Origin of the sequence: Archangium minus (genome assembly GCF_044360475.1) — a bacterium.
GTDB classification, from domain to species: domain Bacteria; phylum Myxococcota; class Myxococcia; order Myxococcales; family Myxococcaceae; genus Archangium; species Archangium minus.
Genome location: NZ_CP043494.1, coordinates 11,516,327 through 11,543,013, shown reverse-complemented (window position 1 = coordinate 11,543,013; position 26,687 = coordinate 11,516,327). Strand labels below are relative to the sequence as shown.

The following is a 26,687-nucleotide window of genomic DNA, read 5'->3' as shown; positions in this document are numbered from 1 at the left end:
CCCTCACCCTAGCCCTCTCCCAGGGGGAGAGGGGACCTCCACGGGCTCTCGGAGCAGGTCCAAGGATTTCATCGCTTGTCAGCTCGTTGGAAGTGTCATGGGGGCAGTGGAGGCCATTGCTTGCTTCCATTGAGATGTTCCTTTGATGCCATGTCAAATGTTTGCAGGGTCGCGGCGCGGCCGTGCATGTCTTTTTGCATTTCCTGTCGGTCCATCGGAAATGCCATGAAAATCAATGGAGGAAACATCTGTTTGCCTCCGCTCGACAAATAAATATCAATTCCAACCAGGAAAGGGATTAACCATGGGGCTCGTGGCACCAGCCAGTGGTGGTTCTGGCAAGTCAGGGGTGAATACAGCCAATAACGGGAGTGGCGCCGATGCGGCTCGCCAGCAAGCGGAGGCCGCGCGCCGAGCCGCGGAGGCGGCGGAGAAAGCGCGCCGGGCCGAGGCAGCCGCGCGAAAGGAGGCCGAAGCCGCGCGCGAGAAGAAGGCCGCGGCGGAGAAGGCGGCCGCTGACGCGAAGAAGGCCGCGCAGAAGCCAGGGCAGACACCCGAGGCCGCGCGGAAGTCCAAGAAGGACGCCGAAACCGCCGAGGAGAATCGCCAGCAGGCCACCAAGAATGCCATCGCCGCGGAGAAGAAGCTCCAGGAGGCCGAGGAGAAGGTGGCGCTGACGGCGAAGCGGGCCCAGGAAGCCATGGTGAAGGCGAACACGCTGGCCACGCAGGAGAAGAAGAAGCCGCCCTTCAGCCAGAAGGAGATTGACAGAGTCAAGCCGAAGGCCAATGAGCTGGCCTCGGCCTTCGAGGGCACCAGCCGCAAGGCGGAGCTGGAGAAGCTGTTGGGCACCGCCGCGCCGGTGAAGTCCGAGCCCGCGCGCAAGCCGGTGAAGGGGGAGAAGCCTCCCGAGTCCCTCGACTTCGTGGACGCCAAGGATGTGCGGGAAGCCACCAAGCTGGCGGGTAAGACGTACAGGGACCCGTCCACGGGCACGAAGTACCAGGTGAAGAAGAACGCCAGCACGGGAGAGACGGTGCTGTCGGACGCGGCGGGCGGAAACACCGTCACCATCAAGCCCGACGGCAGCTTCACCTCCACGGTGACGGTGAAGGAGCCGACGAAGTCGGGTGGCACGCTCGAGACGACGTGGACGAAGTCCTCGGATGCGCAGGGCAGGGCGACGGGGCTGGAGTCGCGCAAGAGCCAGACGGAGCAGCACCCGGAGACGGGGGCCACCACCACCACGTCCACCACGAGGTACGACGCCACCAAGTCTCCTCCCGTGCCGCGCTCGCGCACGGAGGAGGTGCACATGGAGAAGCCGCCGGCGGAGGTGGCGCGGCGGAAAGGTACGCCGCAGGGCCCGGCGACGGTGAAGACGGAGACGCAATTCAACGCGCAGGGCCTGCCGACGAAGGAGGTGAAGACGACGGAAATCCATACACCGGGCTTCAAGGCCGGTGACGTAATCGCCTTCGAGTCCGACCAGGGCTCGGCCCTGAGCAATGCGGCCAAGGGGGAGGACCACCACCGGACGAACAACGCCCCCACTTCCCTGAAGCCCGGGGAGTCCAGCCTCACCATCACGGAGGAGACGCTCTTCAATGCGAAGGGAGAGCCCGCCGTCTCCACGAGGAAGACGGACTCGGTGGCCACCGAGGCGCTGAAGTCAGACAAGAATGGCAACGGCGTGCAGGTGGTGCGCAACCATGAGGAGGTGACGCGCGGGCCGAAGGGAGCCGCCGCCACCGACACGTTGCCGGCCCTCACCCCGAAGACGCCCGGCACCGTCAACAAGAGCACCACGGTGACGGGGTATGACCCGGACGGAAGCCTCTTCGGCGAGGGCCATGCGAGGCGCTCGCAGACGGTGTCCAAGTCCTCCGGCACGGTGGACGGCCACGGCCAGTATCAGCTGAAGCACCAGCCCACCGAGGTGAAGGGCCTCCAAGAGGCCAGCGACAACCGGTGGAAGTATGACCACGTCGCCTTCGAGGTGGGCGCGGACGGCAAGCGGGTGCCAGGCAAGGAGCCCCGGCAGCTGGACAAGGAGCGTCAGCTCCCCTGGTACGAGGACGCGACGGACTCCATTGGCGACGGGCTGAAGGAGTTGGCGGACACGGCGGGCGAAGCCGTGGACGGCGCCGCCGACTTCGTGACGGCGCCGCTGGAAGAAGCGCTGACGGACGAAATCAAGAAGCTCAACAGCGCGGGAGACTCGCTGACGCTCAGTGGAAACCTGGACGTCAAGGTGGGGCCGAAGGTGGGCATCGAGGGGGAGGTCGGAATCGAGCGCACGGAGGACGGAAAGTACCAGCTGTCGGCGGAGGTGACGGCGGACGTGGGGGTGGGCCTGCTGGGCTCGGCGTCGTTGGGTGCCGGTGGGCGAATGGAGTGGAAGTTCAACACGCCGGAGGAGGCGTCGAGGGCGGCCCTCATTCTGGGCAAGGGGCCCGCGGCATTCGCGTCGGGAGGTGAGGACCACAAGTTCCTCATGGAGCACCTGTCGGCGGTGGAGGCGAACGTCACGGGGCAGGTGGAGGCGGGTGTGGGAGGGAAGGCCGGCACGGGAGGAGCGGAGTTTTCGGCCAGCCTGGAGGCGACGGGGAGCCTGCGTTTGGAGTTCGACAAGGGCAAGCCGACGAACCTGGTGAAGACGGCGGAGTTCTCGGGCTCGGGAGCGGCGGGAGTGGCCACGGGGCTCAAGGACAAGGCGGACCTCAACATGGGCGGAGAGGTCAGCGGCTCGGTGAGTATCGAGACGAAGACGCCACTGGATGCGAGCAAGCTGGAGGGCAAGGACGTGCTGGCGCTGCTGACGGGAGGCGAGAGCGACGCGGCGGCGGGGCCCTCGGAGACGAGCATCACCGTGGAAGGCTCGGTGGACGCGGGGGAGCACGGTCGGTTCTTCACGGCGGAGGTGAGCGGGCTGAGCGATGAGGAAGTGAAGTCGGTGACGGATAAGTTGAAGGGAGGCAAGTTCGAGAGCGCCTTCGAGGACTTGAAGAAGGAAGCGAAAGTCACCACGGGAAGCTTCAAGGACCGCGAAGCCGGGTTTGGGGGGAAGCTGGTAGTGGTGGACGCCGAAATCAACGCGCGGCACCGCGACGTGACGGCGGAGGGAGGCAACGGCAACGGCGGCACCACCATCAGCCTGGGGGGCGAGAAGCGGCGAGGGGGCAGCGACGGAGCGTCGGGGAGCAATGGCTCGACGGGTGGAACCAATGGCTCAAAGGGTGGATCCAATGGCTCGACGGGCCCCAGCGGCTCAACGGGCAACACGCCGACGGGTGGGGCGGACAAGCCCGCGCGGAAGTCGGGTAACACGAATACGGGAGGGCCGGAGCAGTCCGCGAAACCACCTGGGAACACGGTGACGAATCGTCCTCGGCCCAAGGAGTACCGGGTGAGCTTCGCCACGGGCCATCTTGTTCCCGTGACGCCTTCGGAGGGTGGCCCATCGCGGTCGGGACGGTCCGATCTCCCCAGCACCCCGGGGGGCACACCGGCTCCTGGGAGAAAAGGACCAACCACTCGGCCGACGCTGCAGCAGACCCTCGCTACACTTCCCCAGGGCACCATCCCAGCCAATGACCTCGTGCGGATGAATACTCGCTTGGCGAAGATGGACCCCGCCACGCGCACGCAGGAGGAGGCCTATCTCCGGACAATGTTCTCCTCGCCCTCCTCGACGAATCCGGACCGTGCGCTCTCGACCTATCTTGAGCTCAAGACGCTGCAGGACACTCATCCCGACCGCATCACTAACGACGTCATCCACACGCTCACGAATGGTGTGGCGCGGGAACGGACCGGCAGCTCCGAGGGGGCCGAGGGCGTGCTCGGCAAGAATCAGGCGCTCAACGCGGCCCAGGCGATGAGCTCCATGCCATCGTCCGAGTACGAGCAGCTCAAGAAGACGCTCGACTACGGCGGCTCGCGCGACAACGTGAGAGAAGCGAATGGCGCTGACGTGCAGACCGAGCGCGCCCTCATCCTCAAGGCGGTCGCCGCGCGCAAGGAAGAGCTGACCAGCCCGGCGGGCTTCTGGGACAAGGCCCGCAGCCTTGTGGGTCTACCCACCTCTGAGATGCAGAAGGTGCTCAACTACGCCGCGCAGATCAAGGGCATGCCCCGTGATGAGCTAGTCCGCAAATCCACCTTCATCGACCTGGACGGCATTACCAACGCCCTCCAGCAGCGCTACACCACGTCGTGCGTCCCCGCCACGATGCAGATCGCCCGGGCGGACGCCGACCCCATCTACGCGCTCGCGGGGCACAAGAAGCCCATCCACACCTCCAATTCTAGGGGGAAGCTTACGAGAGAGCAGCGCGCCATCCTCAAGGCCAACGGCGGTATTGCCAAAAAACGCGACCCCTACCGGACCGGTGGTGAGGGTATGGGGCTAGGGGCGGGCAACACGCTCAACAACATGGTGGGCAAGTACACCAACAAGACCTATAACCGGCTCGACATTCCCGACGGGCTGCCCCCATCCATCGCAGCGCCGGTCCGCTCCGTCGTGATGGACCGCGCCGACGAGCTGCTGCGCAACGGGGAGGACGTCCCCATCGTGGTGGCGTGGCCCACCCTCCCCCCAGCCCCCCGCGCCTCGCACGCGATGATACTGACCGACGTGCGCGGCCAGGGTAATGCCCGCCAGTACCTCCTCACCGACCCATGGGAAGGCAAAACCGGATGGATCAACCACCTGGACATCGTCAATGGGAACACGGACTTCTTTTGCGGTAAGGGAGATCTCGTCGCTATCCTCGAGTAGCCCTGACGACCTTGTTGCTGGCACTCGGCGGTTGTACCCGTCAGCCCTCTACCGACACGACCATGTTCATGTAAGGAGTCATCCATGCAGCCAAGTGAATTTTCCACTATTCATCCACGGGAGTACCTGAAGGAGGGGCCATTGAGCCCCGAGGGCTCGATGCGAGAGGGTATCAACGGGTACTTCTCGCTGGGCATGGCGTATCGCCTCCGGGCCGAGGGCGTGACGCCCGACGTGCTCAAGGCGATTGTCGATCGCATCGAGAAGATCGGCTCAGCCCACATGCCCAATGCACCCCAGCCGGGCCAGAAGATCAGCGAGAAGGCCCAGAAGGAAGTGGCCTCTCTGTGGACGGGCAAGGAGTCCGGCGCCCTGGCCGAGCTGAGGGATGGACTCGCGCCGTGGTTCACGGTGGACTGGATGAACTTCGCCGCCTGTGCCCTGCACTTCGAGCGCATCATGAAGCAGCTCGCGCTGGTGACGATGCCGCGCCCCGAGCTCTCCGAGGATTGAGTCCCCGCTTCTGACGCAGCCCCCGCTCTCTTCTCCTGGAGCGGGGGCTGAGCCTGCTCCTTGGGATGTGTACACGCCTGACGGACGGCGCTCGGTAGTGGCAGGACGGAAGAGCGACCTACTGCTTCCCAAGCTGCCGATCCCAGGCATACAGCAGCGCGAGCAGATCCGAAGTGCACGCACCGGACACCCGCTCGAAAGCACGCGAATCGAGTGCGGCAATACGCTCGCGCTGGAAGGAGGGATCGGCCACCACGTCCCGGTGTTTCAAGTCGCGCGCGGAGATGAGGGCACGAGGCATCTGCCGGAAGATGGCCTCCAAGCTGTCCTCCCGGCTCGCCTGAGCCATGCGATTCACCGCCGTCTCCATGCGCGCGTACACCGAGCCCTCTCCCGTGGGGCACCACGCGTCCAGGGCCCAATGACAGGAGGCCACCATCAACTCCTCCAGCGAGAGGGCATCATTCGGAGTACTGAAGACATAGCGCGCGGACTGGAGCGGCTCCCAGAAGCGCAGCACCGCCTGGAGTCGCCGTGCCGTAATCTTTGCGCTCTTCGGGGATGTTGGCGAAATGGCGAAGTACAGCGCCCCCCACCCCGTCTCCCGGATGAACTCCTCATAAGCGTCTCTCAATGGGATGGGGCTCTGCCAATCCATGGCTTCGTACAACCCTTGCATCACACCAGAGACCATGTGCAGCCGCCAGGCTGGGCGTTCGCGATGGAAGTCAACGACCTCGTGTGTGACCACCCACTCATGAGGGGGGACCTCCAGCATCTGCTGGGGAGCGGGGAAGGAGCCGCTTTCTCGGTATTGTTTGCCGCATCGCAAGCCCTCCTCTTTCGTCTTCTGTTGGACCAGAGAGTAGGTGCCATGCAGGAAGGACGGCAGTTGCAGCAAGGGGGGTTGTCCAGGTGCCATGGTGCGCGTCCTATCAAAGCGGGTCATCGGCCGGGAAGGGACATGCCAGCGGCGGCGGGCACCTGGGCTGGCGGAGTCGTGGGGATGGGCCTAGCGGGGAACGGGATGACCTTCCCACTTCCTTGGGTGGGGGGGTTGCTGAGCACCATCGCCCGAACCCATCCGGCTGAAAAGCGCACCCGAGAAGAAGCCTGTTGCCACAGTGCCGGCGACATCAATGACGATGCCAATGGCGCCGCTGAAGGTCGCGAGCCGCTCACGTCGGCTGACCATCCCATCCACCGCCTGGCCCACCCACCCGCCGAATTGTCGCAGTTCTTGCTCGGTGAGTTCCACCCACTGCCCATCCTCATATGCCGCCACCTCTGACGCGAAGCGCTGTTGGCTGCGAGTCCACTTGTATTGGAGCACTCCTGCTTCACTGGTCTGCCACTCCAGGCGCCAAATGTATTGGCCCTGCGCAAAACGGATCAAAGTTTCTCCCTGGAAGTTCGTACCTCCCGAGAAACTCATCTCTGGTTCTACGGCTCGGTTCAGTGCAGCCAGGTAGATTTGTACTTCCTGCCTGCCTTCCCGCAGGCCTTGCTCATTCCAGGGTTTGATCTCGAACACAGATAAGGCAGTCACGTCGGTGACGTCCGGGCGCAGATTGCGCTCGTTCGGAAGCAAGCGAGACGGCTCTCCCATGTCTAGATTCGACAGAATTCCGAAGAGTGTCTCCTTGTTGTAGTAGACCTCACGGTCCGGGTGCTTCACTTTGTACATGTACGCAATCAGCCGATGCGCGGCGTTGCCAAGAAAGAACTCCCAAGGTGCTTTCGAGCTCGGACTGCGTCCAGGCACTTTGTAGCCCATCACTGCTGGACCCGATGGCTCTCCACGTGTTGTCGGACCGTCGCTCGTGGCCAGCAGGAGTCGCGGCGGTGAAGCAGAGTTTCGCGGTGCGCTGAATCGTGACCTCTTCTGATTCCACACACAGGGGGCCTGCCCACCGGGAACTGTGGCGCAGCCAACGAGCACCCACCCGAGGAGCAGGGCCATCCAACAACGCGCGGCACAAAACCTGGGTGGATACCTGATGCTGGAACTCACGGGCACCTCCTGCTCCGCACGCCCGGACAGGCGCGAAGTCAGGGAGTAATAGAGGCCAGGAGTCACAAGGAATCCATGTCCTTCTAGGCCAGGCCATGACTTAAGGTCGGACCGGACCTCGGCGCCGCGAACTGCCCAAGCGGCCTCCGAAGCTGGTCCCAGCGCAGGGGCCACCTCGGTGGTTCGAGTCCTGTAGAGCGACAGCAAAATTGACCCCCTCGCGACACTAAAACTGACCCCCATCCCGGGGCCTCCACACCAGGGAGGTAACCTCGATGGGAGAGACGGCAGCAGTTGTGGCACCCCGCGCGGCGGAGGTGCCGATGGTCGAGCAGGAAGTGGTGCGACGCATCCGCGTGCTGGCGGAGGCGGGCTGGGGCCACAAGCGGATAGCGCGCGAGGTGGGCGTGGCACGCAATACGGTGCGGCGCTACCTGCGCGAGGGGAGCGCGGCTGACAAGCAGGTGCGGCCCAAGGCGCGGCGGCTCACCGGGCAAGAGCAGCAGCGAGCGGTGGAACTGTGGAGTGGAGCGGCGGAGGGCAATGCCGTCGTCGTCAAGGCGCTGCTGGCGCAAGAGGGCGTGGAGGCCAGCGTGCGCACCGTGCAACGAGCGGTGGAAGAGAGACGGCGGCAGGTGCACGCGGCGCAGGTGGCCACGGTGCGCTTCGAGACGAAGCCGGGGCAGCAGATGCAGGTGGACTTCGGCGAGAAGAAGGTGCGGCTGGGCGGGCAGCTGGTGAAGGTGTTCCTGCTGGTGGCAGTGCTGAGCTTCTCGCGCCGGCTGTTCGTGCGCGCCTTCCTCAATCAACGTGGAGACGACTGGCGCGAGGGCGTGGCGGCGGCCTTCGTGCACTTCGGAGGAGTGCCGCTGGAGGTGCTCGGAGACAATGCCCGGCCACTGGTGGACGAGCACGACAGGCAGGCCGGCACCGTGCGCTTCCACCCGGCCTGGGTGGAGTTCTGCAAGGACTGGGACGTCACGCCCAAGGCGTGCGGGCCGTACCGCGCGCGCACCAAGGGCAAGACGGAGTCGGGCGTCAAGTACGTCAAACGCAACGCGCTGGCGGGCAGGGACTTCGAGTCCTTCGCCGCGCTGGAGAAGCACCTGGTGGAGTGGATGGCCGAGGCGGATGCGCGCGAGCACGGCACTACGCACGAGCGCCCCCTGGACAGATTCGAGCGTGAGGAGAAGAGCGCGCTGCGCCCGCTGCCCTCGCGTGCGCTGCCGCGACGGCAGCAGCGGCTCAAGCGCAAGGTGGCCAACGACGCGCTGGTGGACGTGGACACGGTGCGCTACAGCGTGCCGCACCGGCTGGTGCGCGAGAGCGTCGAGGTGCAGGTGGGGGAGGCCGAGGTGCGCATCTTCCACGCGGGCAAGCTGGTGGCCACGCACGCACGTGGCAAGGAGCCGCACGGGCGAGTCGTCGACCCAGCACACTGGGAAGGGCTGTGGCGAGCACGCGCGGTGGAGCCCGCCGGGGACGGCTCCAAGCTGGCCGTGCTCGGGCGCTCGCTGGAGGACTACGCCGCCGTGGTGGAGCAGGGCGCGAAGCGAGGTGCCGCATGAGCCACGAGCTGGTACACGCGCGCGTGCTCGAGCACCTGGAGCGGCTGCGTCTGGGACACCTGGCTGAGCGGCTGGACGCGCTGCTGGCGGAGGCCGCGCGGGGCGAGCCCACGTACCTGGACTTCCTGGACGCGCTGCTGCGCGAGGAGATGGGGGCCAAGCAGCGCAAGCGCGTGAGCATGGGGATAACAATCGCGCACTTCCCGGCGGTGAAGACGCTGGAGGACTTCGACTTCAAGGCACAGCCCTCGGTGGACCAGAAGCTGGTGCGGGAGCTGGCCACGGGGCGATTCATCGCCCAGGCCGAGAACGTCCTGCTCTTCGGTCCGCCGGGCGTGGGCAAGACGCACCTGGCGATTGGACTGGGCCGCGCGGCGGTGGAGACCGGGCACTCCGTGCTCTTCACCAGCGCCACGGCGCTGCTGGCGGCGCTGGCCAAGGCCGAGAGTGAAGGCATCCTCAAGGACAAGCTCAACTACTTCGCCAAGCCGAAGCTGCTGGTGGTGGACGAGCTGGGCTACCTGCCCTTCGAGAAGCGCAGCGCCCATCTCTTCTTCCAGCTGGTGGCGCGTCGCTACGAGAAGGGCAGCATGCTTCTCACAACCAATCAGATGGTGGGGCAGTGGGGCGGCGTCTTCGGCGATGACGTGCTGGCCGCGGCCATCCTCGACCGGCTGCTGCACCACAGCCACACGCTGCTCATCCAGGGCGACAGCTACCGGCTGCGGCAGAAGAAGAAGGCCGGACTGCTGAGCCGGGGCGTGCCGCAGGCCACCAGCAGCGCGGCTGAACCCGAGCGCTGAGCCTCGGCGGTCGCCTCCGCTCGCCCTCGCTCAAGAAGCAGCGAGGGCGAGCTCCGGCGGACGCAGGACGCAGAACGACGTAGCATCTCGACGTAGAGCACCGGGCCCTGGGAGGGGGTCAGTTTTAGTGACGTAAGGGGGTCAAAAATTCCTGTCGCCTGACAAGTCCTTGACTCCTTGCCGTCTTCCGGGAGGGGAGGTGGCAGGGGCTGCTGTCGCGCTAGTCTGTCGTGCCACGCAGCTTTGGAGGCACCATGCGCGCGAGCGCCAGCATCGACTTGATGAGTGAGAGCTTCTTCGCCAATCCCTTTCCCACGTTCGCGCGGTTACGCACCCAGGCTCCTGTCTATTTCTTCGAGCCCTTCCAGTGCTTCATCCTCACGCGTGGCGCCGATATCGAGGCGATCACCAAGAACCCGTGCTTCTCCTCGCGGCGCGCAAGGGAGATGCTGGGGAGCCTTGGGGTGCTGCGAGACGATGCGGCGTCGAAGGAGATGCTCGAGACCTGGTCACGGCTCGTCTTCTTCCAGGATCCGCCCCGCCACACGCTGGTGCGCCAGCTCGTCATGAAGGGCTTCACGCCCGCGGCGCTCGAGCGCTTCCGGCCCCGGCTTGCGTCGCTCGTGGAGCGGGCCCTGGAGAAGGGACGGCGCCAGGGAGAGATGGACGTCGTCGCGGACTTCGCGGAGCCCATCGCCATCAATGCCATCGCCGAGCTGTTCGCGCTCCCCGAGGCGGACCGGCCGCAGTTCATGCACTGGTCCAAGGACCTGCTCAAGCCCACGAGCTCGGCGGTCCGCACGGACGAGGTGAGGGACTCCGTGCGGCGGACCTCCCATGACATGGTGGTCTACCTGAGGGACCTCGTCGAGAAGCGCCGTGCGGCGCTCGGGGATGAGCTCATCAGCCAGTTCATCGCGGGGGAGGAGGGCAACCCGCAGCTCGCGGGCGAGGCCGTCTTCCAGACCTTCCAGATGATCGGCGCGGGCTTCGTCACGTCGACGAACCAGCTCACCAACACGGTCCTCGCGCTCCTGAAGCACCCCGAGCAGCTGCGCGCGTTGAGGGCGGACCCGGGGCTCACCCGGGGCGCCATCGAGGAGAGCCTGCGCCATGAGCCGGCCATCCTGTCCATCAACCGGCTGTGCGTGGAGGACACGGAGGTCGGCGGCACGCGCATTCCCAAGGGGCGGTTCGTCCACGCGATGACCGCCGCGGCCAATCGCGACCCCGAGGTGTTCCCCGACCCGGATCGCTTCGACATCACCCGGACGCCCAACCGGCATGTGACCTTTGGGGTCGGTGCTCATTACTGCCCAGGGGCCACCCTCGTTCGTTTCGAGGTCGAGGAGGCCCTGCGCGCCCTGCTCACGCTTCCTCGGTGGGAGCTCGCTGACAAGCCCTACAACTACCAGGGCTCCAACTTCCAGGATCGCGGGCCCAGCGCGCTCCACGTGCGCTTCCCGAGGAACTAACGGGAGGTTCAACCGGCTTATCGCTTCCCCTCACGCCGCAGCCAGGCCTGCACCTTCTGGAGCTCCGGCCGACCCCGGAGCCCCACGGACTCCAGCCGTGTCCGGGCCTCCTCGGCCATGGCGAGCGCACGCGCCCGGTCCGGGGAGGAGCGCGTTTCCAGGAGCGCGCGGGCCAGCAGGAACGCGGTACTCCCGGCGGTTGCCGGATCCTTGGGCTCGCCCCAGCGGGTTTGTATGCGCCGAGCGCGCTCGAGCAGCGGTACGGCCTTGTCCGCGGCACCCAGTGCCAGGTACGCCTTTCCGACGCAGGACAGGGCGTTGGCACCGTCCACGGACTCTGGGCCCTGGGCCTTCTCGAAGACCAGCCGCGCACGCTCGCAGTACTCGAGCGCTGCCTTCGGCGCTTGGGTGGCCAGGGCCCACTCGGCCAGGGGGAGCAGCACCGATGCCGTGCCCGCCCCCTCCGGGCCTTGCTCCTTCTCCAGCAGCTTCAGCGCCTCCAGCAGGTCGCGCTGTGCCTCGGCGTAGCGGCCCGCGTTCAGGTGCACCTGCCCCCGAATCGTCAAGGGCAGGGAGGCGCGCGTCGTGTCCGGGCCCAGCGAACGCCGGGTGCGCTCCAGGGCCTCGGTGGTGAGGGCGAGCGCCTTGTCGTTCTGGCCTATCTCGTCGGACACCATCGCTTGCGCCGTGAGCGCCTGGACGACCGTGAAGTGGTTGGGTCCACGCGCTTTCTCGAAGAGGGTGCGCGCCCGTTCGATCATGGACAGAGCCTCCTCCGGCCGGCCCTCGACGCTCTCGTTCTGGGAGAGGTTGAGGAGCAGGGTCGCGAGGCCGGTGTTTTTCGGGTCGGGAGTCGTCTCCTGGAGCGCCAGGGCTTTGCGCCAGATGTCGACGGCCTCGATGCGCCGACCCATCATGCTGTAGGCCGTGGCGACTCTGTTGTAGGAAGTCACGAGGGCTGGGTTGTCGGGGCCCAGCACGCGCTTGCGTTCCTCGAGGGCCTGGAGGTGGGACTCCAGCGCCTCCTCATAGCGACGCTGGCCAAAGCGGATCCGGCCGAGCTGGTGGAGGAGGTTGGCCGTGCGGAGGAGGCTGTCCGGGTCATTCCTCCTGCGCGAAAACTCCAGGCCCTGGCGTGCCTCTTCCTCCGCTTCGGCGAGCTTGCCTTGCAGTTCTCGCAGCGAGGAGAGGCGGAGATGCAGTTCCGTCGTGATGTCCGGGAAGCGCTCGTGCCCCAGTCGCTCGACGGAGGCCTGGGCGTGCCGGACGAGCTTCTCCGCATCCACGGGGCGGGACAGCTCCTCGCCCACCACCCAGATGAGCTCCAGCCAGGAGCGCGCCTCGGTCTCGTCGTCACGTCCGGCCTCGGCGGCCCACAGGGCCTGGTAGAGGAACTCCTCCGCCTCTTTCGGTTTGTTGACCCCTCCGAGGGCCTCGGCGTGAGTCAGGAGCACCTCCGCCGCCAGGGGCTTGTAGTCGAGCCCCTTGATTTCCTCGAGGAGGGCCGACGTCACCGCGAGGGCGTCGGGGTAGCGGCGCGCCACGTAGTGGGCCCGGGCCTGGGCGAGCTTGTGTCGTGCCGCATCCACCTGGGGGCGGAGGTTGTCGGGCGGCTGAGGGCGGCCGGAGAGACCGGGAGAGTCCCGGCATGCGGCGAGCCCCTCGAGGGAGGCCGTCAGTTGGGGCGCGTTCTGCACCGTCAGCGCGTCCGCCTTCTCGAACCCCTCGGTAGTGGCGGCGAGCTGCCAGAGCCGCGTGTCGAGGCACGCGGCCGTCTGCCAGGCGGTGCCGTCCGAGGTGGCACGGCCCGCGGCCAGGCAGGCCTCGGTGCGCAGCGTGCGCCACTGGGTGGTGTATGCGTCCAGCGTCGCCGAGACCCGCTCCCAGGCGGACGCGGCGTAGGGGGCGCCGGTGGCGAGGAAGGCGGCACGCACCCGCTCACGCCGCGAGGGGCTCCAGGCGGCCGCGAGCTTCTCCACCTCCTGCTCGCAGCGCACCTCGCGCCGTTGCGTCACCCCGTAAGCGGCCAGGGCGCCCAGCACGCCGGCCGCGGTGGCCGCGGCCACCACGCGCATGAGCATCCGCCGGGGAGGGTTGAGGGCTGAGAGCAGGGGCTCCATGGAGGGGAAGCGCTCGTCGGGATTGGCGCTCAGTCCTCGGAGCACCGCGCGCCGCACCCAGGAAGGCACCTTCACCTCGTGCTCCGGTGGAGTCACCCGGCCCTGCTGTATGGCGTCGGCCAGCTCCCGCAGGGTGTCACCCTGAAAGGGACGCAGGCCGAAGAGGGCTTCGTAAAGGGCCACGCAGAAGCTGAACTCGTCGGAGCGAGCGTCGGCGCGCTGGCCGCGCAGCAATTCCGGAGCGAGGTAGGCGGGAGTGCCCAGCACGGAGCCAGTTCGGGTGAGGGGGCTGGTGGGGGTAGCAGGGGCCTCGGGGCTTACCTGCGGAGAGGGGCCGTCCTCCTGGTGGAACAGACGGGCGATGCCGAAGTCCGTGACGTACACCCGGCCATCGCGCCCCAGCAGGACGTTGGCGGGCTTGAAGTCGCGGTGCACCAGGCCGGCGGCGTGAGCGGCGGCCAGTCCGCGCCCGGCGTCGAGGAAGACGCGGAGAACGTCGCGCCAGGGACGAGGGTGTTTCATCCACTCGGCCAGGGTGGAGCCGTCCACCAACTCCATGGCGAGGAAGATGCCGTCGTCGTAGGTGCCCACGTCATAGAGGGTGACGACGTTGGGGTGGGAGAGGCGGGCCAGGGACTGGGCCTCGCGCAGAAGCCGCTGCTGCAGCTCCTCGCGGTGGTGTCCCTCGGGACGCAGCACCTTGAGTGCCACGCGGCGGCCCAGCTCCGGGTCATCCGCGGAGTAAACGACGCCCATGGCGCCGGAGCCGAGGCGCTCGCGCACCACGTAGCGGGAGACGGAGGAGCCGGGGGCCAGCAGCGGCGGGGAGAGCGCCTCGGCGAGAGCCTCCGAAGGGCTGACGAGGGCCCGAGCACCCTCACCCGCGGCCAGTACCCACTGGCAGTCGGCACAGTGCTCCACGTGCGCCAGGACGTGAGCCCTGTGTTGCTCGGAGAGCAACCCCGCCAGGAAGTCGCTCAGCGTCGTTTCTTGGGGGCACGTTTTCATAGGGTGAGAGTTCGCCACGCGAGCGGCCGAAAGATTTTTTGGGACGCGCGTCGGGTCCTTCCCTCTTTTACCCCCGAAAGCCCGGAGCAGCCCTTGCTTGGTTGCCGCACGCACGGAGTGGAGATGCGCCTGCCTGAATTTTTGAAGCCTGCTGGTACCTCCGCCGCAAACTCCCTCTCCCCCTGGGAGAGGGTCGGGGTGAGGGTATTTCAGCTCCGTGTTCCTCGCCCCGCTGCGAATCGCGGGACGTCCGAGCCCCATCGCCGCCCGCTGTCTCGCGCACCCGTGTGATGACGCACTCCAGGGGGAAGACGAAGACCCTCACCCTAGCCCTCTCCCAGGGGGAGAGGGGACCTCCACGGGCTCTCGGAGCAGGTCCAAGGATTTCATCGCTTGTCAGTTCGTCGGAAGTGTTTTTGGGACGCACGCCGACTCATTCCCTCTTTTACCCCCGAAAGCCCGGGGCAGCCCTTGTCTGGTTGTCTTCACTTGGAGTGAAGATGCGTCTGCCCGAATTTTTGAAGCCCGCTGATATCCCTTGTCCTGCTCCCGCCCGGGCCAGGCCCGCGCTGCTCGCCGCACCCCAGGCGTTTGACGGGACACCCGTTGCGGAGATCTCACACTCGAGGAGCGACCCGTGAACGTCAGTTCTGCATCCGATGGAACGCACCGCGCGGTAGCGCGAGCGAAGAATGAGAAGAAACCCGAATCGAGTCCCACGCCCGCCAGCTCAACCCGGTCCAACACCTTCCAGAAGACCTATCAAAAGGACACCTTCACTTCGCGTGTCTCGCAAGTGAACCCCAAGCCGATTGATCCGGTCATGTTGAAAACCCAGCGCGACTTGTCTCTCGCGCGCCAGAAATTGGGAGCGGAGCAGCTCGCTCAGAAGCCCCCGCTTCTTCAGCCACCACCAAACCCATTACCCCCCCAATTCATTGAGCAGCAGAAGCGGATTGATGCAGCGGAGAAGGAGGTCAAGAAGCTCGAGGCCCTCGAGGCCAAGCAATACGCTCGTAATCCATCCGAAGTGGAAAGGGCACGCTTCCAGGTCTTCATGGAGCGTCTTCCCGCGCTTGAGCAGCAATACGGCAAGCAGCGCGCCGCCGAGATTGCACGGCAGACCTACTACAACAGCGCGGTCTGGAACGGGGTTGGAGGTGCGGCGTCCGCTCAAAAGGGGCAGATCAACGCCGCGGGCCTGCCCCACGATCCCAAGTTCCTGGGCCGGCAAACCCGAGGCGGCTACGAGGGCAACTTTCGCACGCCCGATGGCCAGCCCCTGGAAATGGGCCATGTACTGGCCGGCGTGGACTGGGAGCTCAACGGCCGTGGCAAGAAGTTCAACAACCCCTTTGACCGCAACGCCGTGACGGTAGTCGGCGACCTGGCCTGGCTCATTGGCGATGGGCTCAAGAAGCCAACTGAGACCAAGAAGCGGTTCGATGCCGAGGGGGACAACAATTGGAATGGCGACATCGATGGTCTCAACATCGCGGAGCGCCTGAAGAGGAACCCGAACCTCGGTCTCGCCCAGGCGTTCAAGGACTATTACGGTGGGAACGCCTATCAACGCCGCGTGGACGAGTGGGCCCAGCACAGCAAATACTTCTTGCGGCAAGCGAATGGCGAGCCGGCTCGAGACAAGAATGGCAACTATCAACTGAACCAGCGCCTGCTTCAGAAGGATGCGGAGAACTTCTTCAGGGTGCTGAATCTCGGTAACGACCCTGGCCAGATTGTCGGTGGTCTGGTCATCGGCCACTTCAACGATTGGTTGGCGGCCCACCGGGCCCGCTGATGCGGTGTTCCCACCCCGGAAGCAGCCCTTTACCCATGTCAGGCAGCACGTCTCGCGCTCACCCTGACCGAGGAGAAAAGCCATGGCCGCCGCAGACGCAGTCAAGAACCGCCGAACGACCAGGGTCCCGCCGCCTACGAGGGACGATGCCAGGCAACCGGTGAAGAGGGACGCCAAGGAAACGAAGCCCCGGCACGGTACCCGTGACGGCTTTGTTCCCACCGCCTCCAAGCCCCCGGTTCAGCTCAATCCAGAGGGGACTCCCAAGCCCACTCCCGAGAAGGAGGCCTGGCGAAAGTTCGACAAGCATCTCGCCGCAGGCGAGCCGAAGGGCTCGGACTACCCGAACAGATACGAGTATGCCGAGGCGCGTGCGGCCTACCATGAAACCACCCGACGGCTCGAGACCGAGGCCGGCGCGGAATCGCTGGCGAGGCTCCGGAAGGAGGTCGGTGCGACGTCCGAAGGACAGGCCCTCCTCAAGGACCTCGAGGCCCGACACATCCCCGTGCATGTCGTGGACGAAAAATCCTACCCGGAACTGCCGGGCTCGAAGACCGATGCCTATGCCATACCGGGCAACGGCCCCATCTACATCAGGCGCTCCCAGACCACGGCGGATGTCTTCCTGCGCGAGGCCAGGAACTCCGCCAACACCCAGCGCCTGACCTTGCCGACGACCGCCGACGACGGCAGCAAGCTCGCGACCGCGCTGAAGCAAAAGACCGACACGAATCCTAAGCAGCCGGTTGAATTCAAGGACCGCGGCGTCAACGTCGTCGCGATGAGGCTGCCCCAGCCCTATCTGGTGGACAGTGGTTGGTCATTCAAAAGCTCGGCGTTGAACAGTGACAAGCAAGGAACCAGCGAAACCGTCATCAACACCAGCTTTTTCAGTAAGCTCCTCACTCCGGAAGGCCGGGTCGTGGAGAATGGGGAGGTGGTTGCCGGGGTGCCATCCCCGGAGAAGTTCCATCTCGCGTGGACACCAACCTCGAGTTCCAACTTGAGCTCCAACTGGAAGTTCGGGAAGGGCGATCCACCGGACAACGTGGCCCTGGGGTTCGGTGGAGCCATTCCTGTCATCATCAACAAGACTCCCTACGGAGTCGGCAACACGTACAAGCCAGGCGCTTCGGCGAATGCTCCCGCCACGGGGGAACCCGGTGCGGATGCACCGTACCTGACGCAGCGAAACAATAGAGGTTTCAAGGAACTGGAGGCGCGCGGACCGGATGTCGGCAAGGTCATCATTGGAATCGATCGCGACAAGGATCTGCTGTACGTCGTGGCACAAGAGGACGGAGCCAAGCCAGGCATGCGAGCCTCGGAGATTCGCGATTCGCTCCTCAAGCTGGGGGTCGACGACGCGGTTGCTTTCGATGGCTCCGATTCAGCTACGCTCACGCGCGACAACAAGGTCGTCGTCGAGCCCGGGCTCAGAAAGGACCTGACCATTCCATATGGGCTCGGTTTGAGGCTCTCCTGACATCGACACGTCCTCGCCTGCTCTCATTGTGGATGTAGGCGGACCCGACGATGCGGTGGCGTCAAAGAAGTCGAGCAGCCTGACCAGGTGTTACCGCGCAGGCTTGTTGATGGGGATGTGAGCACGCTTGCTGATGGACTTTCCTTGGTGGCTCTATCGCTACAATGGAAGATGGGGAGGGGTCCGGGGAGGGGCGGCCCAGGGGTTGCAAAGGGGAGGCGGCCGACCCTCATGAGGGAGGGCACGGGATACGGCGAGGGGAATCGGGCGTCGCTCGCGCAGCCCCTCCGGGCCATCCGGAGTGCTGGATGTCCCGAGCACGGGAGGCAGCGACTGCGTGCACCGCGCGAGATCGATTCCGGAGCGGTCGAGCACCAGCACGGAGTCAGGTGGGCTCATTGCCCGGTTGCCGCGAGTCCGCTCCACGCGACGGGAAGAGCCGCCTTCCGGCAACCTCGATGGAGGCCGAAGGAGCGGAGGGCGGCAGCGGAGGCATCAGCGCTCGGCCTCGCGGCAATAAGTGGTGGAGCTGGCCGGAGTACGCAGCCAGGCCAGTCGCGGGGCAGACCTGCCCCCTCCAGCCTCGCTGTCCGACGCGGGCCCAGGGGTGTGGGCGTGCGTCGACAGGCCGGATTCGAGCGCCGTATGTGCAGCGGCTACCCCCAACCCAGTGGGCGGTTCGGTGCCGCTGCTGGCGCCTGGGTTCCCATCAGTTCACATGGCAAGCCCCGGCGAACGCCTGGTGGGGCAACCCGGCTGCCCGTGCCCAGGGCGGTGCCCGGCCGCACAAGGCCTGGGCGACACGTGCCGCCACCTGCCAGGGTGCACCCTTGGCCCGCGAATCCAGCGAGGCCCACAGCTTCCCATCCGCCACCTGCCGGGCCCAGGCCGACGCGAGGGTGTCTCCCGCGCTCCAGCGGATGATGGTGGCCGACCCGCCGGCGGTTCCCTCGGAGGTGCCCAACGCCGCCACCGCTCAGCCCTTCAAGGTGAAGCTCCCCGGCCAGGCCGGGCCGGTGTCCGTCGAGCTCAGCGCCTCGCTCGACAAGAACGTGAAGAAGAAGGATGGCTACACCACGGTGACGCTCACCGCAGAGGTGGCTGCGTCCGCGAGCGGTACGCTGGACCTGAAAAAGGTGAGCATCGGCGGTGGCGTCTCCAAGTCGAACACGCAGACGTACGAAGTGAAGCTGAAGGACGCGGACTTCGAGAAGCTGAAGAAGGGCGAGATTCCGCCCCCGCATCCGCTCAAGCCGGAGACGCTGCCGGAGGGCTCGTCGGTGACGATGGATACCTCCCAGCTCACGGGCAAGTCCTACGAGGTCAGCGGCGAGCAGTTTGGCGTGTCGCTGGGGCTGGGTGAGGAGATCAAGAAGGGCCGCGGCCTGTCCATCCAGGCCGAGCGCAAGGGCGACGACGTCACGCTGACGGCCGGTCCCACGGAGCTGCTCGAAAGCAACCCCGCCATCACCGTTGGTGTCGACGGGGCCTCCGTCAATTTCACGAGCAACACTTCGCTGAAGGACTACAAGCTCCGCACCGCGACGTTCGACGTCAAGAGCAAGGCAGGCAAGGACGCCTTCGAGAAGTTCGCGAAGACGAAGCAGCTGCCCACCCAGAATGGCAACGGTGTCTCTGGTGTCGCCACCGTCGAGAAGCTGGACCTCAACTCGAATCTCAGTGCGGAAGCCAAGCTGGGGTCCTTCAGCAAGATCGTGGATGTCGTTCCAGAGAGTAGCTTCAGCTTCACAACGACAAACCTATCCGGACGGCTCGCGGGACATCTCGCAGGAGTTGCAGCGCTCTTCCGGCTTCACTATCGAGTACAAGAGTCACGTCGGCCCGGACGGGAAGGAGGACGCCTCCAAGCAGGAGTTCTCCATGTTCATGAAGGGCCAGGATAGAGACGTCGAGGGTATGTACGCCCGTGCCTACAAGGTCGACGAGCGCGCTTTCGACAAGAACAACGACGTCCACCTGAGCTTCATGTCGGACCAGTTGACCCAGCGCGCCCGTGACTTCATCGCCAATCAGCGGAAGGTGACCGTCAATTGGGTTTCCCCCAGCTTCGGCTACCTTGCAATCATCAACGACCTGGCGAATGCGAAGACTCCCGGTAACGTCGCCAACCTGCTGACGAAGCACTCCAGCCCGCCCGGCAACCTGGCCGCCGCCTTGTCCGACCTGCAGATGGGCATCAACCGCGACACCCCGCTGCCGGGCACCATCACCGCGCGCAATAAGAACGCCTGAACATGACGGGCCTCCGGACGCATTGGACGGAGGGGTCATCCGCGGAGTAAACGACGCCCATGGCGCCGGAGCCGAGGCGCTCGCGCACCACATAGCGGGAGACGGAAGAGCCGGAGGCCAGCAGCGGCGGGGAGAGCGCGTCGGCGAGGGCCTCTGAGGGGCTGACGAGAGCCGTCGGAGCGCCATCACCCGCGGCCAGCACCCACTGGCAGTCCGGACAGCGCTCCACATGCGCCAGGACGTCACCTCTGCGCTCTTCGGAGAGCACTCCCGCCAGGAAGTCGCTCAGCGTCGTTTCTTGGGGGCACGTTTTCATGGGGTGAGTTTTCACGAGGCAGAGAGGGGTGGTCACGCGAGCGACCGAAGATTTTTTGGGACGCACGTCGGGTCCTTCCCTCTTTTACCTCCGAATGCTCTGGGGCGGCTCTTGCCTGGCTGCCTCACGTACGAATTGGAGATGCGCCTACCTGAATTTTTGAATTCAGCTGATAACCCTCGCCCTGCTCCCGTACAGGCCAGGCACGCATCGCCCTCCGGGCCCCCTGCGCGCTTGGTTGATGAGTATTGGCTTGGCGAGCCATTCCTGTCTTGGAAATAAATCAGCTGGGGTATGCAACTCTTTGTTCGTGAGGCCGATAAATAGAGCAGTTGTCAGTCATTTTTGTCTCACTCTCACTTTTGGAGATTCTCATGGACCGCCTCATCAAGGCAGGTGACACGCTGTCTCGCATTGCGATGAACAACGGGACCAGCGTCAGAACGCTGATGAAGATGAACCCGCAAATCACAGATGCGAACCACATCGTGGCGGGCAAGACGCTGCATCTTCCTGGCGATTCGGATGGGTTCGATGACCTGCCCAACAGGAGCGCGAAGGGTGCCAGGACGGACGGCGCTGGCGGTTCCAGCTCCGGGAGCGACGACACCTACACCCCGGCCGCCGCGAAGAAGGGCGGCAAGTCGGGCCCGGTGCGCGACGACGACGGCCGCGAGTTCCCGACCTCCGAGGACGGAACGCCGCTGTACCGTCAGGGCGACAAGGCGTGGGGCTCGCGCACCCTGGGTCATGACGACAGCCTGGCTTCCGCGGGCTGCGCCATGACGGCTACCGCCATGGCCATCAGCAAGATTTCCGGTAAGGTCATCAACCCTGGCGAGCTGGATAAGTACCTGGACACGCACAATGGCTATTCGGGGGACGGCCTCAAGTGGGATGTGGCCGCGAATGCCGCGAAACTGGGGGCCAAGCAGATGCCCTGGAGTCTCGGCAACGTCAACAAGCAGATCGACGCGGGCCGCCCGGTGGTTGTAGGCGTGAACTACAAGGCGGGTAACGGTGGAGGCGGCAACGGCACGGACCACTGGATTACCATCACCGGCCGCGGCAAGCAGAACGGCAAGCCTGTCTACTACGCCAATGATCCGGCCACTGGGAAGCAGATCACGCTGGGGGTGGACGGCAATCGGCTGAGGGGGGGCCCCAAGGACTACAAGACGACGGGCCTGCTGTGGACGTTCTCCGGCGGCAACCCGAAGTCCAACAAGCCGGAGCAGACAGCCGACGCGGGGGGCACGGGTGGCACGAAGTCGTCGAAGGGGCCGGACGGCTCCAGTCCGGTGAAGGGCAACAACAACCTGAGTGGCTTCTCGTCCAACAAGTACGACAACATCATCAACGAGATGTCGAAGAAGTACAAAGTGCCCGCACGCCTCATCAAGGCGGTCATCCAGGCGGAGTCGTCGTTCAACCCGAACGCTACTTCATCGGCGGGCGCCAAGGGGTTGATGCAGCTCATGCCAGCCACTGCGCAGGGGCTGGGCGTCAAAGACCGCTCGGATCCCCGCCAGAGCATCGAGGGTGGCACCAAATACCTGTCTCAGATGCTCAAGCGCTACAAGGGCAATGAGCGCCTGGCGCTGGCCGCTTACAACGCGGGCCCGGGCAACGTGAAGGATCACGTGCCTCAGAACGGGCGGACCCCGGCCTACGTGAAGAAGATCATGGACTGGTACAACGGTGCGGGCCCGGCGGCGGCGTAGTCTCCAGATTCTTGACCGCGGGCCCGCGCGTCGAAGGGCCGCACCCCGTACAGCGCCTCGTGCAGCGTCACGCAGAAGCTGAACTGGTCCCCGCGCGCATCCACCTCTCGGCCCATATGGGGGTGCGCCAGCCGCGCCATCGCCTGGGCCTCGCGCACCAGCCGTGCCCGTTCCTTCTCTCCGCCCATTCCCGGCCACAGGAGTTTCAGCGCCACCGTGCGCCCCAGCATCGGATCTCTCGCCGCGTACACCACCCCCATCCCTCCTTGCCCCAGCCGGCCCTCGAGGAGGTAGCGGCCCAGCCGATGGCCCGTTCAACACGGAGGTTTCCTGGGGGCTGAACGGGGAAGGGGTGGTCTTGAGGACACATTTTCATGGGGTGAGATTCCGCAGGGAGTCTTTGTTTTCCAGTGTGGCGGATGCAGGGCACGGTGGCCGCGCGAGCGACCGAAAGATTTTTTGGGACGCCGGCCGGGTCATTCCCTCTTTTCCCCCCGAAAGCACAGCTTCGAGTCATCCCGCTTCATCCACTCTTTGTCGGACCCTTTTATGTCCTCTCCACCTGTCTGTGACACAGGCGTAAGCGCGGAACCGCAAGCAAAGAAGGCCGCTGAGGACAAGGCGAAGGCGGTGTCCCTTTGCACCGCGGCGCAGATCGCGTCGCGAAAAGCCCGTGCGGACTGGACGAGGCTCCAGCGAATCCAGATCGTCCATGGTATCGCCAAGAAGAGGATGGCCGCCGCCGAGAGAGAGCTCGAAAGCTCCAGGAAGATGCATCAGGCGTTGGTCGACTCGCTGAATCCACCAGCGAATTGCCACCCAGGCTCCAGCGAGTCACTCGTGGCGGCGAAGGCGAAGGTTGAGCGCGACGAAGCGGCGTTGAGGAAAGCGACTGTCGTGGTCAACGAGACCGCGCATTCCGTGGCGAATGCGGAGGTCACCGCTTCGAACTCCAAGGCGAAAGCCACTGGCGCCGCGGAAAGAGCGCTCCAGGCCCAAAAGGCAGCCAACGTCAGTGCGAAGGAGGCGGGCCTGGCCGAGCCCTTCCCCAAGGCGAACGAGGTCGGTGGCACCTGGATTCGATTGGAATGAGGAGCGGGACGATGGGGACACAGCAAGGTTCCAATGCCACTATCAGCCGCGTGCGCGTGGGTACCATCAACCACGTCCGCATCGCTGGCATCATCGATGAGACATTCCCGCTGACGTCCTCGTCGCCAGACCTCGGTGGGCTCATCATCGTCGATCTCGGCCGGGTGGAGCGCATCAGCTCCTTCGGCGTGCGGCGGTGGAGCGAGTTCGTCAGCAAGCTGCCTCCCGAGGGCCTTTCGCTCCACGTGGTCAACGCGCCACCGGTGATGGTGGACCAGCTCAACATGGTGGAGGGCTTCGCCGGCGTGTCGCGGGTGTTGTCGGTGCTGGCACCCTACACGTGCCGCGCCTGTGGCGAGGACCGGCTGCGCCTGGTGGACCTGCAGGCGGAGGCGCTCCTCCTCGCCGAGGGCCGCGCCCCCGAGCACTCCTGCCCGGTGTGCGCTGGCAAGCTGGAGTTCGCGGAGCTGCCGAGCGAGTTCTTCGACTATGCCCGGCGCCAGCAGCTCGGCACGGTGGACCCGGTGGTGATACGCTACCTGCGAGCCACCACGCCCAGCGCGCCCAGCCCGCTCACCGCGCACCTGAAGATCGTCCAGGACGACATCACGTACATCACCCTCGCCAGCGAGCTGAAGGGGAGCTTGAACGTGCGCCGGCTGGCCTCGGGACTGGAGGGGCGCGTCGCCTTCGACTTCTCGCACGTCACCCGGGTGGAACCGGAGGCCATCCCCAAGCTGGAGCAGGTGCTGAGCACGGGGGCGCAGGGCGCCAAGGTGGTGCTGTGCCGGGTCCCTCCGCCGGTGCTCAGTGCGCTGGCGCGCTTCTCCCAACAGCTCACCGCGCAGCTGGGGACGTTGTGGCTGCCGTGCGAGTGCCGCAACTGCGGCCACCAACACCACCAGCGAGTCCTGGCTTCCGAGTACCTGGCCAGGCTGCGTGCCAAGGCCAGCCCGGAGCGCGAGTGCCCCATCTGTGGAGGGGTCGCGCGTTTGCCTTCCATTCCCCAACTGGTGTCGCTGCTCAGCCGCTCGTCGCTGGTGAAGCAGCCGCTAAAGGACATGGAGGCGCTCGAGGCGCGGGCCCTCAGTCAATACCTGTTCGGCTCCACGAACCCGGACCCGAACGTCAAAGCCAGCAGCGCGGACATCGGCAGCTCCATCAGCGCGACCCAGTTGCAGCTCATCCGCAAGCTGGGGCAGGGCGGCATGGCCGAGGTGTTCCTCGCCAAGCGGATGGGTGTGAAGGGGTTCGAGAAGTTCGTGGTGATGAAGAAGATCCTCCCGCAGTTCGCGAAGAATACGGAGTTCGTCGACATGCTCTTCGCCGAGGCGCGGGCCAACGCGCGCCTCACGCACCCCAACGTCGTGCAGACGTTCGACGTGGGCATGAACGACGGCGTGGCGTACATCCTCATGGAGTACGTGCGCGGCCCGGATCTCAAGAGGCTGATGATCGAACTGCGGCGCAAGGGGCTCACCCTGCCTCTCGAGCATGCGCTGCGCATCGTCGCCGAAACGGCCGCGGGCCTGCACTACGCGCACAGCTACGTGGACCCGGCCGGCGTGCCCCACCCAGTGGTGCACCGCGACGTGAGTCCCCACAACATCTTCATCTCGCTCGACGGCGCCATCAAGCTGGGTGACTTCGGCATCGCCAAGGCGCAGGGAGAGGAAAACACCCAGGCGGGCGTGCTGAAGGGGAAGATCTCCTACCTCTCCCCTGAGGCCGCGGTGTGCCGCCCCCTGGACGCGCGCAACGACGTGTTCGCCCTGGGCGTGGTGCTCTTCGAGTTGCTCACCGGCCAGCTGCCCTTCAAGCGCGACCACGACGCGGCCACGCTCAAAGCCATCGTGCGTGAGCCCGCGCCCGTGCCGTCGCAGCTCATGCCGAACATTCCCCAGGACGTGTCGGCTCTCATCCTGCGTGCCCTGGTGAAGGACCCGGCGCGCCGCACGCCGTCCGCCGCGGCCCTGCGTGAGGAGATCGAGGCGGTGATGGCTCGCCACCGGCTCAACTCGTCGCCGGCGGCGGTGGCTCAGTTCTTCAAGGACATGCTGGGTGCGCAGCTCGCTGAGTTCGGACCCACCCAGAATGGCCCACAGCCCCGCACGCGCTCCGGGGCGGTGGCAGTGCCGCGTCCTCCCCCTCCGCCTCCCGAGGCGGTTGGCTCGGACGAGCGCACCGAGGTTTGCCGTAGGCCCTTGCCTCCCAATCCTCCGACGCAGAAGGCCGTGGCTTCAACGCCTGTGGCCCCGGTGGCGGTCATGGCCGCGATGAAACCCGTTGCTCCCTGGTCCTTGCCGCTCAAGTGGGTCGTCAGGGGCATCGTCGGGCTCCTGACCGTCGGTGGGGCCGGGGTGGTGATTCCTAAGTTGCTCTCGGGAGGCGTTGGGGGGAGCGGGGATGAGGCGCGTGATGCGGAGCGTGGGCAGCATGCGACTGTACGCATTCACCGTCGCCTCCAACCTTTTCCTCCCATGGATGGGACGGAGTGATTGTTCGTCTGGTTTTGGGGCCGCGAATCCGAATCAAAAAAACCAGCAGGGTGCGCAACTCTTTAAATGCAGACACGAGAATGAATACATCAATCTCACCTGAAAGAGGAGCACGCCATGCCGGATTCCATCAAGCCTTCCATGTTCAACGCCTTCTCCACCACCGCCCTCAGGCAGCCTTCTATTCCTATCAATACGAGCGATGTCTCTGCTGGAGGGGGAGCCCAGCCCTCCGTGTCCCCCCTGGCCAACAACTGGATGCGTGACTCGTTCGTCGGGAGCCGTGAGCTGAAGTCCAACGATGTACGGCTCGGCGGGTGCTTCCCCATGACTGACAAGGTTTCACAGGCCGGCGGCATGGAGAACAACGCGGAGCTCTTGAAGGACGCCATCAAGGAGTTCATGGCTCTCCTCGAGAAGCTCATGTCCGGCATGGAAGGCGAGATGCCACAAGGCATGGAGGGTGCTTCGCCCGAGGGCGAGGACATGGCCCTGGAGGGCGATGCCACTTCCGTCGAGGGCATGGATGCCACCGGAGCGCCAATCCAGATGGGTGGCGGCACGGAGAGCCCCTCGAGCGTCGAGGGCTCCGGCCCTCAGAGCGAGAAGGGCGAGAAGGCTGCGAAGAGCTCCGGGAGCACCGCCAAGGCCAAGAAGGCCCAGTCTGCTCAGGACGGCGGCGAGGGGAAGATCAAGAGCTCGGATGTGATGAAGCGGGCGAAGACGGAGGGCGAGGAGATCAACCGGACCGGCGGTTACCAATTCGATGGGAAGAACGACTGCTACGGCTTCGTGCGGAGGGTGTGGGATCCCATCCTCAAGGCGCAGGGCAAGTCCGGCCTGCCGGTGAACGACTTGGGCAGCAAGAACTGGGAGCGCATCGACTGGGACAAGCTCAAGCCGGGCGCCGTCCTCTCCACCCACCAGGGCCATGCCTGGGGCAAGAAGTGGCACGGCGCCCTGTACGCCGGGAAGATGAACGGGAAGCACTACATCTACGACAACTCGAGAAGCAATGACGCCAAGCTCCGCCCGCTGCCCAGCCCGGACTACTTCAAGTATGTCCACACCCCGACGCTGAAGATGCTGAACGGCAAGGCCTGAGCAAGGCGGGGCAGTTCGTTGAGACGGACTGCCAGCCCTTCATCGCATCTGTTCATCAGGAGCTGGGCAGGTGATGTGCGCCTGCCCAGCTCCGCGGGTGAAGAAGCCAGGGGTCGTACAGGG

Annotated in this window: 17 protein-coding genes and 1 pseudogene; 13 read left to right on the top strand and 5 right to left on the bottom strand. The window is 65.6% G+C overall.

The window, feature by feature from the left end; all coding sequences use genetic code 11:
- The first annotated feature begins 304 nt into the window (after positions 1–304).
- Both F0U60_RS47215 and F0U60_RS47210 read left to right on the top strand, forming a co-directional pair.
- Positions 305–4,786: a hypothetical protein gene (locus tag F0U60_RS47215; RefSeq protein WP_395810469.1), complete on the top strand. Its 4,482-nt coding sequence runs from the start codon at positions 305–307 to the stop codon at positions 4,784–4,786.
- Between the two features lie 159 nt (positions 4,787–4,945).
- Positions 4,946–5,299 (top strand): hypothetical protein, encoded by a 354-nt coding sequence (locus tag F0U60_RS47210; RefSeq protein ID WP_395810467.1) that lies wholly within the window; start codon positions 4,946–4,948, stop codon positions 5,297–5,299.
- A gap of 118 nt (positions 5,300–5,417) precedes the next feature.
- On the opposite strand, the gene F0U60_RS47205 is transcribed toward F0U60_RS47210, so the two are convergent.
- Together F0U60_RS47205 and F0U60_RS47200 are read right to left on the bottom strand one after the other, a co-directional pair.
- Complete coding sequence (locus F0U60_RS47205) at positions 5,418–6,221, bottom strand: hypothetical protein (protein WP_395810465.1); 804 nt, start codon at positions 6,219–6,221, stop codon at positions 5,418–5,420.
- 90 nt (positions 6,222–6,311) lie between these two features.
- Positions 6,312–7,076, bottom strand: a complete 765-nt coding sequence (locus F0U60_RS47200) for a hypothetical protein (protein ID WP_395810463.1) — start codon at positions 7,074–7,076, stop codon at positions 6,312–6,314.
- 560 nt (positions 7,077–7,636) lie between these two features.
- Here F0U60_RS47200 and istA point away from each other — a divergent pair.
- From istA to F0U60_RS47185, 3 genes are all read left to right on the top strand, one after another.
- Positions 7,637–8,881 (top strand): IS21 family transposase, encoded by a 1,245-nt coding sequence (gene istA, locus F0U60_RS47195; RefSeq protein WP_395810101.1) that lies wholly within the window; start codon positions 7,637–7,639, stop codon positions 8,879–8,881.
- Positions 8,878–9,684 carry an IS21-like element helper ATPase IstB gene (gene istB, locus F0U60_RS47190; protein WP_395810103.1) on the top strand — a complete coding sequence of 269 codons (807 nt, stop codon included), beginning with the start codon at positions 8,878–8,880 and terminating at the stop codon, positions 9,682–9,684. Before istA ends, istB begins: the two co-directional genes overlap by 4 nt.
- A 254-nt stretch (positions 9,685–9,938) precedes the next feature.
- On the top strand, positions 9,939–11,159 hold the full coding sequence (locus tag F0U60_RS47185; protein WP_395810461.1) for a cytochrome P450: 1,221 nt from the start codon (positions 9,939–9,941) through the stop codon (positions 11,157–11,159).
- A gap of 17 nt (positions 11,160–11,176) precedes the next feature.
- Here F0U60_RS47185 and F0U60_RS47180 read toward each other — a convergent pair whose 3' ends face one another.
- The gene (locus F0U60_RS47180) at positions 11,177–14,287 is read right to left on the bottom strand and encodes a tetratricopeptide repeat protein (protein WP_395810459.1); all 3,111 of its coding nucleotides are present in this window, start codon (positions 14,285–14,287) and stop codon (positions 11,177–11,179) included.
- A 637-nt stretch (positions 14,288–14,924) separates the two neighbouring features.
- Between F0U60_RS47180 and F0U60_RS47175 the strand changes: the two genes are divergently transcribed.
- The 4 genes from F0U60_RS47175 to F0U60_RS47160 all read left to right on the top strand — a co-directional run bounded on the left by F0U60_RS47175 (position 14,925) and on the right by F0U60_RS47160 (position 19,830).
- Positions 14,925–16,088 carry a hypothetical protein gene (locus F0U60_RS47175; RefSeq protein WP_395810457.1) on the top strand — a complete coding sequence of 388 codons (1,164 nt, stop codon included), beginning with the start codon at positions 14,925–14,927 and terminating at the stop codon, positions 16,086–16,088.
- Positions 16,089–16,170: 82 nt separating this feature from the next.
- The gene (locus tag F0U60_RS47170) at positions 16,171–17,577 is read left to right on the top strand and encodes a phosphodiester glycosidase family protein (protein ID WP_395810455.1); all 1,407 of its coding nucleotides are present in this window, start codon (positions 16,171–16,173) and stop codon (positions 17,575–17,577) included.
- Positions 17,578–18,407: 830 nt separating this feature from the next.
- Positions 18,408–19,481 carry a hypothetical protein gene (locus F0U60_RS47165; RefSeq protein WP_395810453.1) on the top strand — a complete coding sequence of 358 codons (1,074 nt, stop codon included), beginning with the start codon at positions 18,408–18,410 and terminating at the stop codon, positions 19,479–19,481.
- Positions 19,459–19,830: a hypothetical protein gene (locus F0U60_RS47160; protein ID WP_395810451.1), complete on the top strand. Its 372-nt coding sequence runs from the start codon at positions 19,459–19,461 to the stop codon at positions 19,828–19,830. Before F0U60_RS47165 ends, F0U60_RS47160 begins: the two co-directional genes overlap by 23 nt.
- Here F0U60_RS47160 and F0U60_RS47155 read toward each other — a convergent pair.
- A complete protein-coding gene (locus F0U60_RS47155; protein ID WP_395810449.1) occupies positions 19,805–20,146 on the bottom strand; it encodes a zf-HC2 domain-containing protein in 342 nt (113 codons plus the stop codon). The two genes, F0U60_RS47160 and F0U60_RS47155, sit on opposite strands and share 26 nt — an antisense overlap.
- 374 nt (positions 20,147–20,520) lie before the next feature.
- Here F0U60_RS47155 and F0U60_RS47150 point away from each other — a divergent pair, with 374 nt between their 5' ends.
- Entirely contained in the window at positions 20,521–21,870 is a 1,350-nt protein-coding gene (locus F0U60_RS47150) for a transglycosylase SLT domain-containing protein (RefSeq protein WP_395810447.1), read from the top strand.
- Here F0U60_RS47150 and F0U60_RS47145 read toward each other — a convergent pair.
- The gene (locus F0U60_RS47145) at positions 21,816–22,130 is read right to left on the bottom strand and encodes a hypothetical protein (protein WP_395810445.1); all 315 of its coding nucleotides are present in this window, start codon (positions 22,128–22,130) and stop codon (positions 21,816–21,818) included. The two genes, F0U60_RS47150 and F0U60_RS47145, sit on opposite strands and share 55 nt — an antisense overlap.
- A gap of 472 nt (positions 22,131–22,602) precedes the next feature.
- On the opposite strand from F0U60_RS47145, the gene F0U60_RS47140 reads away from it, so the two are divergent.
- The 3 genes and pseudogenes from F0U60_RS47140 (at position 22,603) to F0U60_RS47130 (ending at position 26,564) form a co-directional block, all read left to right on the top strand.
- On the top strand, positions 22,603–22,962 hold the full coding sequence (locus F0U60_RS47140) for a hypothetical protein (RefSeq protein WP_395810443.1): 360 nt from the start codon (positions 22,603–22,605) through the stop codon (positions 22,960–22,962).
- A pseudogene (locus tag F0U60_RS47135) lies at positions 22,959–25,226 on the top strand (serine/threonine-protein kinase); the annotation flags it as partial. The gene F0U60_RS47140 and the pseudogene F0U60_RS47135, both read left to right, overlap by 4 nt.
- Positions 25,227–25,577: 351 nt before the next feature.
- Entirely contained in the window at positions 25,578–26,564 is a 987-nt protein-coding gene (locus F0U60_RS47130) for a hypothetical protein (protein ID WP_395810441.1), read from the top strand.
- The last annotated feature ends 123 nt before the right edge of the window (positions 26,565–26,687 follow it).